Origin of the sequence: Pseudanabaena sp. PCC 6802, from assembly GCF_000332175.1 — a bacterium.
Lineage (GTDB): Bacteria > Cyanobacteriota > Cyanobacteriia > Pseudanabaenales > Pseudanabaenaceae > PCC-6802.
The window spans coordinates 1711119-1723802 of the sequence record NZ_KB235914.1; the positions used below are offsets into that span (position 1 = coordinate 1711119).

Here is a 12684-nt window from a genome sequence, read left to right on the forward strand (position 1 = left end):
AGGTTTGAGTTTATGGGGTGCACGGGTGGAACCCCTGCACCCCGTCCTAAGCCTAGTGGCTATAGCTATAGCGTTTTTCAGATCGGAAAGACTAGGGGGTTTGGGGGCAACGCCCCCAAGAAGGGGTTCCACCCCTTCACCCCAAAAATAAAACCCGTTCTCAAGTGAAAACCGCTATATATCGATAAATATGGGAATAAATGCAATCGCCTGTAGACATTTGCGCTCCATTTGTATTAGACTGATAACACGAATCTACAGTAATTCTATCGGAATAGTGTATTTAGTATGAAGGTAATCCCTAAAAACAGCAATGAAAATAGGCTTTTAGAGCAACCGCTTAGCGTACAAGACCTTTCTGTCCAGTCATTCCAGGCTTTGTTAAGCAACTTGCTAAGCAGCATGAAGGCAGGCTTTACGCTCAAGCAAGTGAGGGGAGGCCTAATGCTTGTGATGGGATATTTACTATCGCCCCTGTGCTGGTGGAACGACCTATTTTTCAATCTACCCGTCGCCTATGGTTTTGGGGTTATCTGCAGTTGGATTTCAGCAGACTTACTGATTCCTGGATCGATCGCAGGATACTGGCTTTCCAATATTGCAGGTATCCTCTTAATGCAAGCAGGTGCGGGCGATATGTTGCAAAAACGAGCAAAGGAGCGCGATCGCAAAAAGGAAATCCTGAGCGGTCTATTCACCTCAACCGCCTTCACAGCGATCGTTCTGGTCTTAATCCATCTTAATATCCTCGACACTCCCAATCTATTTAACGGTGGATAATATCGTGGACTATGTACTATTGACTGCGCTTAGCTTTGCCGTCGGTATTGTCGTTGGCTTGACGGGGATTGGCGGAGCTTCGCTAATTACACCCATGTTGATTTTGATATTTCGCGTTCCACCCGCGATCGCCGTTAGTTCTGATGTGGTAGCAGCCACGTTGATGAAGCTAATTGGAGGCTACAAACACTGGCAGCAAAAAACTCTCGATTTGCAGGTGGTCAAGTGGCTGGCACTGGGCAGCGTTCCAGGAACGCTGCTGGGGGTAGGAATCCTGCATCTACTCAAGCACGTTGGAATTAGTCTTGATGAAGTGCTCCTGCGCCTGCTGGGAATAGCAATCCTGTGCGTGACTTTATTGGCACTGCTGCAATTATTAATTTTGGTGTTCGTGCCTAAATTGAAGCTGCCAGAACCGCCGAAATTCGATTTAACTACTCAACTGGGGCGAATCTCAACCGTAGCGGTAGGAGCAGCTTTAGGTTGCGTTGTGGGCTTGACGAGCGTATCTTCGGGTTCGATGTTCGCACTCGTGCTAATTACTTTTTTCCACCTCGACGCTCGCAAACTCGTGGGAACTGATATCGCTCAAGCTGCGATTCTATTATTTTTTACATCACTGGGACATCTCAGTCTCGGTACGGTAGACTGGAGCCTGGTTTTGCCTATTTGGTTGGGGACGGTACCGGGGGTATTAATAGGTACAAAGCTGTGCAAGCTTACTCCTCAACGAACTCTGCGCTTGATTATATATTCTATTTTGATGATGGTGAGTTGGAAGTTAGTCTACCAAGCATAGGTTAAGTACTTGCCTCCTCAGTATTAGCAGATAGCCACGCCTTGAGAATGCAAGCGCCCCGCTTCCAATCCCTGTCGCTCGAAGATGTACTGATATGTTATTTATGTTATTCCAACGCACTGATTCCTTCCCAAGATGGTGCAAACGGCGGTAAAGCTAACGGACAAGTTCGCCAGTGACTGCTAACTGGAACTCCAAGTCGATGACAATAACCGTCACTACGCCCTTGAAACTTGTAGAACTGACAGCAACGACATGCTGACAACTTTTCTTGAGGTTTTGCAGCTAATTGTGGTGTAGGGTTAAGTGTAGGTGGTATCATTTCGTCAAAGAACCTCCATTACTAAAGTCTATTGAGTTAAAAAATAAAGAACCCCCGCTCGGGTTCTTGTTGTTCCTCAGATCGCGGAGAGGGTCTAACTGCGAGGGTTCAATCTATCTGTGCTTAACAGAATTTATGAGGTGTAAAAGATTATCCTACAATTACAAGGAATTGGAAGTATAAGGCATGACAATTAGTACAATTCAGCAATTGTCTCGCGATGGATCTTGGGATTAGCGGGATTTTGGAACAATTTATCGAAGATTACTTTGCAAGTGGATCGTATCTATGCTATTGTCGATCGCAAAACTACTAAATTTCGATAGGAAAATCGTAGTATATTCACTCGAAGCCCAAGCGCGATCGAAATAGCAAATACGCGAAACCGTTAGGCATTCTAAATGAACGACACTCAATCCCCACCTGAATCAGCCCCGAACAAGCCAACGGTCTTGCTTTCCGGCGGCCTGGGTTCGTTAGCAATCAGTCTCCGCACGGTCATAGCTAGAGCGATCGAGATCCCGGTCGCTGATTGGAAAGCAATTTACGAGCGCGATCCATCTGCCCGTAATTGGTTAGAAGTTTTGTTTTGCTATCCAGGATGGCAAGCGCTGTGTTGCCATCGCGTCGCCCATTGGTTGCATAATCTCAACATTCCTTTTCTGCCTCGTTTTCTGTCACATTTAAGCAGGTTGGTGACGGGAATTGAGATTCACCCAGGAGCCAAAATTGGCAAAGGCGTGTTTATCGATCATGGTATGGGAGTTGTCATTGGGGAGACAGCAGCGATCGGCGACAACGTTATTATCTATCAGGGGGTAACCCTAGGAGGAACGGGAAAAGAGACGGGCAAGCGCCATCCAACTGTTGGCAGTAACGTTATGATAGGTGCGGGAGCCAAACTATTAGGTAATATTCAGATTGGCGATTGCGTTCGAGTTGGGGCCAGTTCGGTAGTTTTGCGCGATGTCCCCAGCCATTGTACGGTAGTGGGAGTACCAGGGAGGGTAACTCATAATTTGGCAGGAGCCGAAAAGTCTCTAGGGAATGGCAGCTTACCCGATCCAGAAGCATCAGTAATTCGTAATTTATTCGAGCGGATCAAGAATTTGGAGCAACAAGTTGATGATTTGCAGGCTCAATTATCCCATCCCTCATTATTGGGCATCGAGGAAAGGTCATTAAATAGCTTAATAGCAAGCGATCTGGCAATCGAAGAATTTCTCCACGGCGCTGGAATTTAAGAAGTTCAAAATTGAAGTTCAAAAATAAGAGACTGATAATGACTTTTCCTCAAGGTATTTCTTCCCAAACCCCAAATTTGTCTATCTTACAAAATATGCATAACGAACAGTTGGTAAAGATGCGCATCCAAGTTTGGATTCCTAGGGAATACCATCAAGAACCTGTTCTATCTCAACTGATGGTTGGATTTGGTCTTTTAGTCAATATTACAGGGGCAAAGCTTGGCCCTGAGACCAACGGTCATGGTTGGTTCGACCTGGAATTGCATGGCAAACCATCTCAGATTCAGAACGGCCTGTCATATTTACGAGAGTTAGACTTAAAAATCGCAGGCAAGCCTAACTCCGATGGCGATGGATGGCATTACTAGTGTTGCAAATCATAAATTTTGCAACATGGGGGAATGGGGGCAAAGCCCCCAGAAGGAGATTTCACTCCCTCCACCCCCTCCAAAACTTTTGTTTTGGCGTACTAGGATGCGATCGCTGAGGTTTTAGAACTCATTTCAGATTTCGTAATGCCAGAAAGGTTGTCGATCTGGCAGTACAATTAACTGATGAGCTTGACGGCTAATAATTCCCTGTCTCTCCAACTGATTTAGCGTGCGAGTTACTGTCACGCGGGTTGTCCCAATCAATTCGGCAATGTCCTGATGGGTTAAACGCAGATCGATTAGCTGTCCTGCTTCGATTTCGCGCCCAAATCGATTAGCCAGCCAGTTTAGTAGCTGCAATAGAGATGACTCAGTTACCTTGCATCGCAAAATCTTGAGAAATTGCTCGCTCCGCTTTATGTGCTGAATCATAATCTCGGTGACTCGATGCCATTCCGAACGAGGCAATATTCTTGCCTTTACATTAGTGAGGCACTCCATTTCATAGGGATTCATGCTTGAGAGCGCGCTGCCAACAATATCACCATCACTCCACAATCCCAGACCGATAACAGTACCATCTTCTTGCCACGTGAGCGTGCGCACCACACCCGACTCAATGTGCCAGAAAAAGTCAGAATCCTGGGGAAGTAGCGATCGCCGCTCAAACTTATAGTAGGTTGACTCCGATACTTCGACGGGTAAAAGTGATGCGATCGCCATAATAATTTTAAGTGTTGATATTTTGTGGGGTAGTGAGCTAGGTAGAACTTAGTAAAGAGATGTAGTTCATCAGTATGCGCCAATAAGCACCCTGCTTGTTTATTACTAACTTACCTTACGCGGAATATCCTGAATCCCTCACCCTAGACCTCTCCCAGAACGGGAGAGGGAACAAGAAAAAACTGAATTACTCCCCTTCTCCCTTTTGGGAGAAGGGGTTGGGGGATGAGGGAAGTTTTGCTCTGCGTCACATCAGTTACTAATAAATTCTTGCGAAGGTATTCTACCACAATCTACGCTATATCGATCGAGATAGTGTAGATTTGCAAATTAGTTGCAATCTAGCTGTAGACCACGCAAATCTTTAGCGGCGTTATTTCTTTGTTGAATCAACGTGCTTTTCACTGATAATCGGATGTTTCGTCTCGGATCGAACCAATAGTCTTTTCAGCCAATCCCGTCAATTCTGCTTGGCCGGTTTTTCGCCCACTTCAGCGCAGTCTTGCAAATACTCATACAGCAGTTCCTTGGGAATTTTGGGAAACGCCGGACTAACCTCGGCTCCTGTACCTCTGTTCCTGTATAGTTATTCTCCAAAATGCTAATTGAAGAATAACTATAATGTTATGGTATTATGTTCCTAGGAATTTAAACCTACCAGTGCTGTAAATTGATGGTAGGAGGAGGCGTATCGCGAAATGGCTTTTTTTGCAAACTAACGGTCTCGGCATTTTGTAAAAAATCAGGTGAGGATATATGGTTGAAGCCTATATTGTCTCAGCAGTACGCACGCCCCTCGGTCGGTTTGGTGGCGTGCTAGCAGATGTTTCCGCAGTGGATTTAGGTGCCCATGTTATGCAAGCTGCCTTAGCGCAGGCGGGGATTGGAGGATCGGCTTTAGATCTCTACATTATGGGCAACGTTCTCAGAGCCGGTCACGGTCAACTGTTGCCCCGCCAGGCGGCTTTTAAAGCCAGAATTCCTGAAGCGGTGAATGGCTACGCGATCGATATGGTCTGTTCTTCCGGGATGATCGGTTTGATTAACGCGCTCTTAGCAATTAGAGCTGAGGAAGCCGATATCGTTCTGGCAGGAGGCATGGAATCGATGTCTCAAACTGGTTTTTACCTCTCGCATCGAGCCAGATGGGGTTACAAATTCCTCTTGGGAGCGCCAGAACAATTAGCCGATCTCATTCTGTGCGATGGGCTAACAGATACGACCACGAACGAAGGAATGGGAGAGCAAACCGAACGAATCGCTGAAATCCGTGGGTTTACCCGCAAAGACTTAGATGAGATTGCCCTCTATTCCCATCAGCGAGCAGCGGCAGCTACGACACGAGGTAGCTTTAAAAATGAGATCGCTCCCATTGAGGTGGCAAACAAAAAAGAGCCGCAAATTGTCGATGCCGATGAGGGAATTCGCCCCGATACCACCGTAGAGAGTTTGGCAAAGCTTCGCCCTGCTTTTAAAAAAGATGGGGTACTCACTGCCGGAAATAGCTCTCAGATTTCAGACGGAGCAGCAGCCTTAATCGTAGCCAGTCAGTCGGCAGTAGAGAAATATGGACTCAAGCCGATCGCTAAAGTGCTGGGAGGAACATGGGAAGGCGGTGAAACCTGGCGGTTTACCGAATTACCAGTGCAAGCAGCCGAGAAATTGTTAGAGAAACTAAAGTTGAAGATCTCTGACATCGACCTGTTTGAGAATAATGAGGCTTTCGCCGTTAGTTCCTTGTTATTCCATCGCGTCCTTGGAGTTCCCCTCGACAAGCTAAACGTCCATGGCGGCTCGATCGCTCTGGGACATCCCATTGGCGCTTCTGGAACGCGCATCGTTGTTACCCTGCTCAATGCCTTAAAAGAACAGGATAAAACCCTGGGCATGGCTGCTCTCTGTCACGGAACGGGTGGCGGCACGGCGATCGCTGTCGAACGAGTTTAGTTAGTGGTTTGGTTCGTGGTTCGTGGAAATCAGCTTTAGGTTTTTCCAATCAACAATCAACAACCAACAATCAACAATCGACGGAGAAGAAAATTATGGTTTCTCTCGGATTAGAAGATAAAGTTATCGTAGTCACAGGTGGCAATCGCGGTATCGGTGCGGAGATCGTTAAGTTGCTAACGGAGTTGGGAGCGAAGGTTGCTTATACTGACATCAAGATCGATACCGCTCACAGCGGAGCCTTAGCCATTGCAGCGGATGTCACTGACTTAGCTTCCATGAAAGCTGCCGCTGCTCAAATTGCCGAGAAATTGGGGCCAGTTTACGGCGTAGTTGCTAACGCTGGAATTACCAGAGACAACTTTTTTACCAAGCTGACGGCTGAAGATTGGGATGCCGTAATCGACGTGAATTTAAAAGGAGTTAACCATACGATCGCTCCCTTTATTGAAGGGATGTACGAGCGGGGATCGGGTTCGATTGTCTGTATCAGCTCGATTTCTGGCGATCGCGGTAATGCCGGTCAAACCAACTACGCCGCTACCAAAGCTGCTGTCATCGGTTTAGTGAAATCCCTAGCTAGAGAAACTGCCCGCTATGGGGTACGAGTCAATGCGATCGCGCCAGGATTTATCAACACCGAAATGACTAAGGCCATTCCAGAAAAAGTCAAGGAAAAAATTGTGGCTGAAATTCCTTGCCGTCGCTTTGGCGAACCGGAAGATATTGCCTGGGCTGTCGCCTTTCTCCTTTCTCCTGTCGCCAGCAACTACATTTCTGGTGAAGTCCTGCGGGTTAATGGTGCCCACCACACCTAGACAGAGAAAGTAAGGGACTTGCATGAAAATAAGCTACCCACCATGCGTTACGGCGATCGCCTAACACATCCTACAGTGAGGAAATTATTTAACTGCACCTCCCTTAAAAAAGGGAAAGAGAGGAGATAATGGGAGAATTATCCCCCTAACTTCTAACTCCGAATCCCACTATAGCGGTTTTCAGATCGGAAAGAGTAGGGGGTTTGGGGGCGTTGCCCCCAGGTCGGGGAGGCAGGGCGGTCTTGGGGGTTCCCCGCTAGAGCCACTGCCGTGTTCCACCCCTTCACCCCATCAATAAAACCCGTTCTCAATTGAAAAGTGCTATACCCATATTTTTACGGAGAAAAGAGAAATGGAAAGAAAAGTCAGTTCCTGGAACGAAATAGCGGGTGACTTCGCCCAAAGTTGGGCTGACACTGGAACTCAGATGTGGAAAAACTGGTTCGATCTCGTAGGCTTAGCGCCAAATTCGCCACCAGTTGCCGATCGCCAGCTAGAATTTCCGTATTTTGCCCAGCGATTTACCGAGCATCAGGAACTATTTGCCCGCTGGCTCAAATTGTCGTTCGATGCCTGGATGGATATCTTTCCTCAAGTGTCAGCGGGTGAAGGCTGGCAACAAGTTTTGAAAAAGTATACAGAACAGATCCGCCATCAGTTTGACGATTTCTTTGGCAGCACCTTGGCAGCCAGTCAAGATACAGCCCAGTTGTGGCAGCTTTACATGCAAGAAACGCAAAAGTTTAATCAACTGTGGACAAATGCGATCGCCTCCTCGATAAAACCGATGAGCCAAACGGTAACGGGAACTAGCGCCCCCTGGATCGAACTGAACAATCTTTATTGGAACTTGTTATACGAGGAAACTTTTGGCAGTTTGATGCAGAGTCCGATTCTGGGGCCGACTCGCGAGTTGAATGGTAAATTACTCAGGGCATTTGATGCTTGGACAGTTCTTTACCGAACCAGCATGGACTATCAGGTGGTATTGGGTAACGTCCAGGTGCGATCGCTCGAAGCCCTAATGCAGGAGTTAGTCTCCTTAGCCGAAAAAGGTGAAAAAGTTGATGGTTGGCGAGAGTTTCAGCAGATCTGGAGTCGCGTGGCTGATGATGTATTTGCGGCTGAATTCTGCGACGATCGCAACCTCAAAGTGCGCGGCAAGTTCCTCAATGCCCTCAATACCTACAGGATCTATCAGCAAGAACTGATGGAATTGGGCATGAAAATGATGAATATGCCCGTCCGCAGCGAAGTTGATGAAATGCACAAAAGCATCTACGAGTTGCGTAAGGAGGTAAAAGCTCTGAAAAAGGCCCTGGCAAAATATGAAGATGAAGCGCAGGCATCAACAGCTAGGCAGGAGCGATCTGCAACCGCAGATAAAACTGATGCAGCGACCCCCCCCGCAGTTCAGCCACCAGAAACTAGCGAGACTGAGGAATTAGCAACTCCTGAAGCTCCGTCACCAGAAACAGGCGTGCCACATAAGCCCAGAAATAACCGCAAGCATCGAACTAGCTAATACCAACTGGAGGAAATAGTCATGCTGCCATTTTTTACTCAGATGCGACTGGAAGATTTGACTCACGAGTATACCGAGTTAGCAAAAAAGGTAGTTAAGGGGATCGAAAATTTAAGCAGCTTGCGAGAGGAAGATATTCAAATTGGTGTCAGCCCCAAAGAAGCTGTCTATCGGGAAGACAAACTAGTGCTATATCGCTTCCAGCCGATGGTAGAGCAGCCATTGCCGATCCCAGTTTTAATCGTCTACGCTCTGGTCAACCGTCCGTTTATGGTCGATCTCCAGGAGGATCGCTCTTTAGTCGCCAACTTGCTCAAACTGGGTGTGGATGTCTACTTAATCGACTGGGGTTATCCCAGTCGCGCCGATCGCTGGCTGACATTGGACGATTACATCAACGGTTATATCAATAACTGCGTTGATGTTGTCAGAGCCAGACACGGCATGGAAAAAATAAATCTCTTGGGAATTTGTCAAGGAGGAACTTTCAGTCTTTGCTACAGCGCGATCTACCCAGAAAAGGTCAAAAATGCGATCGTGATGGTGGCTCCAGTCGATTTCCATATTCCTAATGCTCTGTTGAATATGCGGGGAGGTTCCACATTAGGAGCAGAAGCCCTTGATGTCGATCTGATGGTAAATGCTTTAGGAAACGTTCCTGGCGATTTCCTCAACTTGGAATTTTTAACGCTCAAACCTCAGCAGTTAGGCTTGCAGAAATATCTTGACTTCCCAGAGATTATGGAGAGCGAAGAAAAGCTGCTGAACTTCATGCGCATGGAAAAGTGGATCTTTGATAGCCCCGATCAAGCAGGTGAAGCTTACCGTCAGTTTATCAAGGATTTCTATCAAGAAAACAAGCTGATTAAAGGAGAGTTAGAAATCGGCGATCGCCATGTCGATCTGCAAAATGTTCGGATGCCAATATTGAACGTTTACGCCGAAAAAGATCACCTGGTTCCTCCAGCATCTTCATTGGCGCTGGAGCAACATGTTGGCAGCCAGGACTATACAGCCTGCTCGTTCCCCGTAGGACATATTGGGATGTATGTCAGCGGTAAGGTGCAGCGAGATTTACCGCCAACAATTGTTAATTGGTTGCAGTCGAGAATTAACTGACTAACTCACCTTACGCGGAAGGTTCCGAAACCCTCACCCCTAACCCCTCTCCCTCAGGGAGAGGGGAATAAAACCAGAGCGGGGGCTACGCCCCTGCGACCCTTATGTATAAAAGGTACGTACAGGTTAAAGAAGATAAGGATTCCGCGTAACATCAGATGATAATATAGCGATTTTCACTTGAGAACAGGTTTTATTTTTTGGGTGAAGGGGTGGAACCCCTTCTTGGGGGCGTTGCCCCCAAACCCCCTTCTCGTTTTCATCTGAAAACCGCAATACCAATCTTGTTCTCTTCTCCTGCAACAGATAAATGCACCATTTGCCCCGCTCTTCGGGCGTAAATGGTGCATTTCACAGTGTGAGGAAAACATTGGCTTGCGATCTAGGGAGATCGCTTTCTCTTTAAGCGACATTAGCAGGGGTTTTCTCTGCCGATTTAGTTCGCATCGTCTCAAAGTAGTCAGCCCAAAACTGTTTTTGCGATTCAATTATCGTTTGAGTTGTTTTCTCCTGGACTTCGAGGTAAGTTTTGACTGCTTCCTCTTGAAGCTTCAAAGCTTTCTCAAAATTCTCTGAGAAATTCAACTCTTTTTTCCCATTTGGTAAACTTTCGATCCACGTGTCTACCAATTTTTTCTGCCACTCGCGCAATTGCTGTTGGTACTCGTCAAAAAACTTGGTATCCATTGAAATTGACCGCTAGATACTCCATCTTATTGGAGGTGGAGAGGAAGCAGGGCGGAATGTGCCACTTCCTAATTGACTCTACTTTTCTCGTAATTATTATAATCGCTTTTTCGCTGAGAAAAAATAAAATTTTAAAATCTTTATAGCGATTCTAGTTTTTATTAAAAACTCACCCTATGCGGAAGATCCTGAAACCCTCGCTCCTGAACCATTGCTTTCAGCGAGAAGGAAAACCAGGAAGGAGCTGCACATCTGCGATCCTTATGTATAAAGGTACATACAGATTAAAAGAGATAATGATTCCGCATAACATCAGTTAAAACCATAACCTTAGAAAAGTTATGGTTTTATGACAATTAATTTCCTCAAGCAACTGATACCAAATCCTGTTTAGTTACTCTTTTTACTTGAAGTCTGCGAAGGCTGACTTTGCTTGTGTAGCCGCGACTATCTTGGCACTTGGGCAGGTACTTTGGTCGTGCTGACAACTTCGTAGAATGTGGTTTTGGGTGCTTTGACAAATAAATAAGACATCCGATCGAGAATGGCTTGATGAGCCGCATTGTGATTGGCTTCCATATCTCCCATGCTTTCCCAAAAAATGACGGCAATTCCTCGATCGGTTCCGGGTTCCTGCAACAGATAAGCTCCTTGAAAGCCTTGAGAGTAAGTCGATACAGCTTGTTCGTAAAGCTGCTTGGCTTCCTCAAATTTGCCTGGTTTAAATTCGCCGATCGCCACGTAAGCGAATTGGTGTCTGAGAAAATCTAAAAATTCTGCCATGGTTCTATCAACCTCCCAATTGCTAATTTAGGAGCTGTCAAACTCATGTGTAGTTAAGGTCGAATCGCCCCTACTAACAATTGCTTTACTATTCCATTATGATACCACGTGGCTCATCTATTGCGATGCCCCATAACTAATTAACATTTATGGCAGGTTTCAGATTGGAAAGAGTAGGGGGGCAACGCTCCTAAGAAGGGGTTCCCCCCCTTCACCCCAAAAATAAAACCCGTTCTCAAGTGAAAATCGCTACAGCACTTGCGATCGCAGTATTCCTCATTAAGCTCGTAATCTGCTATGTTTTTGATACTCTCCATCACCGGCGGGTGATGTATTTCACAAAACTTGGAAAAACTAAGAGTAAAAATAAGCAGGTAATCATGGCAAAGCGTCAATTGTGGCAAAAGCCGCAACTGCGAACCGATGAGGAACAGCATATACATCGCAAAGTAACCTGGTTAGAGTTATTTTTCGATCTAATTTTCGTTGTTGTTGTGGCGGAGCTGTCGCACTATCTAGCCAAACATGTATCCCTCGATGGTGTGGGCAGTTTTATCCTTCTTTTTTTGCCAGTATGGTGGGTTTGGATTGGCGCTACCTACTACAACGAGCGCTTTGAAACCGAGGGTTTAGAAAATCGCATTTTTACCTTCTTGCAAATTTTAGGTGCGGCGAGTCTGGCCATCTTTACCCATGATGGTTTGGGTAAGACTTCAGTCGGGTTTGCCCTATCCTATGTCCTATCGCGATCCATCGTGACCTACTTGTGGGTGCGCGGTGGCTATCACGATCGCCGCTTTTTACCAACTGCCAAACGATTTGGCCTATGTTTTAGCATTTCCATCGCCTGCTTTATTCTGTCCGTATTCGTATCGCCACCCCAAAGATTCGTACTCTGGGGCATAGGATTGCTGCTCGATATCAGCGCTCCTTTGTTTGCCTATAGGCATCAGGCGCAATTACCTAAATTTAGCTCCTCCAAACTGCCAGAAAGATTTGGTTTGTTTTTGATTATCGTTCTGGGCGAATCTGTAGTGGCAGTGGTGCAGGGACTGGCGGCCAAACCAGAACTTTCGCCGCAGGCGGCTGGTACGGGAGTTTTGGCAATGGCGATAGCGTTTGGCATGTGGTGGATCTACTTCGATTTCGTGGCGCGGCGATCGCCTAAGTCCGGTATTTTCTGGGCTTATGCCTGGGCTTACCTGCACATGCCTTTAGTTATGGCGGTAACGGCAACGGGTGCGGGCATTCTCAATGTCATTGCGAGCGAACAGGCTGGACTGCCCGATCCCGCCAGGATGTTAATTTCGGGTTCTGTGGCGATCTCGCTGACCGTAATTGCAATGCTGGAAAATACTCTACATCGCGAAGCCGACGAGCCAACGCATCCGCACTTGAGTCCTGCTTTAAAATTAATTGCCGCTGCGGGCGCTGTAGGTTTGGGCATATGGGGGACGGGATTGGGCGCGATCGCGCTACTCGCCTTGCTATTTGGCTTGCTGGCAATCCAAATGGTTTATGGTTTGATTGTCTGGTTCAACATGGAGTTAGACGGATAGAGCA

13 protein-coding genes are annotated in these 12684 nt (G+C 46.7%); 9 read left to right on the top strand and 4 right to left on the bottom strand.

Annotation, left to right across the window (positions count from 1 at the left end; all coding sequences use genetic code 11):
* Window positions 1-288: 288 nt before the first annotated feature.
* Window positions 289-780 (top strand): hypothetical protein, encoded by a 492-nt coding sequence (locus PSE6802_RS0112990; RefSeq protein ID WP_019500493.1) that lies wholly within the window; start codon window positions 289-291, stop codon window positions 778-780.
* A 4-nt stretch (window positions 781-784) separates the two neighbouring features.
* Entirely contained in the window at window positions 785-1579 is a 795-nt protein-coding gene (locus tag PSE6802_RS0112995; RefSeq protein WP_019500494.1) for a sulfite exporter TauE/SafE family protein, read from the top strand.
* Between the two features lie 106 nt (window positions 1580-1685).
* Here the strand turns inward: PSE6802_RS0112995 and PSE6802_RS31975 are convergent, their stop codons facing one another.
* Window positions 1686-1901 carry a hypothetical protein gene (locus PSE6802_RS31975; RefSeq protein ID WP_071592294.1) on the bottom strand — a complete coding sequence of 72 codons (216 nt, stop codon included), beginning with the start codon at window positions 1899-1901 and terminating at the stop codon, window positions 1686-1688.
* Between the two features lie 401 nt (window positions 1902-2302).
* Between PSE6802_RS31975 and cysE the strand changes: the two genes are divergently transcribed.
* A complete protein-coding gene (gene cysE / locus PSE6802_RS0113005; protein WP_019500496.1) occupies window positions 2303-3145 on the top strand; it encodes a serine O-acetyltransferase in 843 nt (280 codons plus the stop codon).
* A 38-nt stretch (window positions 3146-3183) separates the two neighbouring features.
* The gene (locus PSE6802_RS0113010) at window positions 3184-3516 is read left to right on the top strand and encodes an NIL domain-containing protein (protein WP_019500497.1); all 333 of its coding nucleotides are present in this window, start codon (window positions 3184-3186) and stop codon (window positions 3514-3516) included.
* Between the two features lie 135 nt (window positions 3517-3651).
* Here the strand turns inward: PSE6802_RS0113010 and PSE6802_RS0113015 are convergent, their stop codons facing one another.
* Window positions 3652-4242 (bottom strand): Crp/Fnr family transcriptional regulator, encoded by a 591-nt coding sequence (locus PSE6802_RS0113015; RefSeq protein ID WP_019500498.1) that lies wholly within the window; start codon window positions 4240-4242, stop codon window positions 3652-3654.
* 756 nt (window positions 4243-4998) lie between these two features.
* On the opposite strand from PSE6802_RS0113015, the gene phaA reads away from it, so the two are divergent.
* The 4 genes from phaA to PSE6802_RS0113035 all read left to right on the top strand — a co-directional run bounded on the left by phaA (window position 4999) and on the right by PSE6802_RS0113035 (window position 9651).
* Window positions 4999-6189 (top strand): acetyl-CoA acetyltransferase PhaA, encoded by a 1191-nt coding sequence (gene phaA / locus PSE6802_RS0113020; protein WP_019500499.1) that lies wholly within the window; start codon window positions 4999-5001, stop codon window positions 6187-6189.
* 95 nt (window positions 6190-6284) lie between these two features.
* Window positions 6285-7007: an acetoacetyl-CoA reductase PhaB gene (gene phaB, locus PSE6802_RS0113025; RefSeq protein WP_019500500.1), complete on the top strand. Its 723-nt coding sequence runs from the start codon at window positions 6285-6287 to the stop codon at window positions 7005-7007.
* Between the two features lie 352 nt (window positions 7008-7359).
* Window positions 7360-8532 carry a class III poly(R)-hydroxyalkanoic acid synthase subunit PhaE gene (phaE, locus tag PSE6802_RS0113030; protein ID WP_019500501.1) on the top strand — a complete coding sequence of 391 codons (1173 nt, stop codon included), beginning with the start codon at window positions 7360-7362 and terminating at the stop codon, window positions 8530-8532.
* A gap of 21 nt (window positions 8533-8553) precedes the next feature.
* Window positions 8554-9651 carry a class III poly(R)-hydroxyalkanoic acid synthase subunit PhaC gene (locus PSE6802_RS0113035; RefSeq protein WP_019500502.1) on the top strand — a complete coding sequence of 366 codons (1098 nt, stop codon included), beginning with the start codon at window positions 8554-8556 and terminating at the stop codon, window positions 9649-9651.
* Window positions 9652-10053: 402 nt separating this feature from the next.
* Here the strand turns inward: PSE6802_RS0113035 and PSE6802_RS0113045 are convergent, their stop codons facing one another.
* Together PSE6802_RS0113045 and PSE6802_RS0113050 are read right to left on the bottom strand one after the other, a co-directional pair.
* Entirely contained in the window at window positions 10054-10338 is a 285-nt protein-coding gene (locus PSE6802_RS0113045; RefSeq protein WP_019500503.1) for a hypothetical protein, read from the bottom strand.
* Between the two features lie 447 nt (window positions 10339-10785).
* Complete coding sequence (locus PSE6802_RS0113050; protein WP_019500504.1) at window positions 10786-11121, bottom strand: antibiotic biosynthesis monooxygenase family protein; 336 nt, start codon at window positions 11119-11121, stop codon at window positions 10786-10788.
* A gap of 380 nt (window positions 11122-11501) precedes the next feature.
* Between PSE6802_RS0113050 and PSE6802_RS0113055 the strand changes: the two genes are divergently transcribed.
* Window positions 11502-12680, top strand: coding sequence for a low temperature requirement protein A (locus PSE6802_RS0113055; protein ID WP_036946141.1), 1179 nt, complete (start codon window positions 11502-11504; stop codon window positions 12678-12680).
* The last annotated feature ends 4 nt before the right edge of the window (window positions 12681-12684 follow it).

Excerpts from the sequence above, each read along its gene's own strand:
- PSE6802_RS0112990 (WP_019500493.1), top strand. The coding sequence starts at position 289 with ATGAAGGTAATCCCTAAAAACAGCAATGAAAATAGGCTTTTAGAGCAA.
- PSE6802_RS31975 (WP_071592294.1), bottom strand. The coding sequence starts at position 1,901 with ATGATACCACCTACACTTAACCCTACACCACAATTAGCTGCAAAACCT.
- cysE (WP_019500496.1), top strand. The coding sequence starts at position 2,303 with ATGAACGACACTCAATCCCCACCTGAATCAGCCCCGAACAAGCCAACG.
- PSE6802_RS0113010 (WP_019500497.1), top strand. The coding sequence starts at position 3,184 with ATGACTTTTCCTCAAGGTATTTCTTCCCAAACCCCAAATTTGTCTATC.
- PSE6802_RS0113015 (WP_019500498.1), bottom strand. The coding sequence starts at position 4,242 with ATGGCGATCGCATCACTTTTACCCGTCGAAGTATCGGAGTCAACCTAC.
- phaA (WP_019500499.1), top strand. The coding sequence starts at position 4,999 with ATGGTTGAAGCCTATATTGTCTCAGCAGTACGCACGCCCCTCGGTCGG.
- phaB (WP_019500500.1), top strand. The coding sequence starts at position 6,285 with ATGGTTTCTCTCGGATTAGAAGATAAAGTTATCGTAGTCACAGGTGGC.
- phaE (WP_019500501.1), top strand. The coding sequence starts at position 7,360 with ATGGAAAGAAAAGTCAGTTCCTGGAACGAAATAGCGGGTGACTTCGCC.
- PSE6802_RS0113035 (WP_019500502.1), top strand. The coding sequence starts at position 8,554 with ATGCTGCCATTTTTTACTCAGATGCGACTGGAAGATTTGACTCACGAG.
- PSE6802_RS0113045 (WP_019500503.1), bottom strand. The coding sequence starts at position 10,338 with ATGGATACCAAGTTTTTTGACGAGTACCAACAGCAATTGCGCGAGTGG.
- PSE6802_RS0113050 (WP_019500504.1), bottom strand. The coding sequence starts at position 11,121 with ATGGCAGAATTTTTAGATTTTCTCAGACACCAATTCGCTTACGTGGCG.
- PSE6802_RS0113055 (WP_036946141.1), top strand. The coding sequence starts at position 11,502 with ATGGCAAAGCGTCAATTGTGGCAAAAGCCGCAACTGCGAACCGATGAG.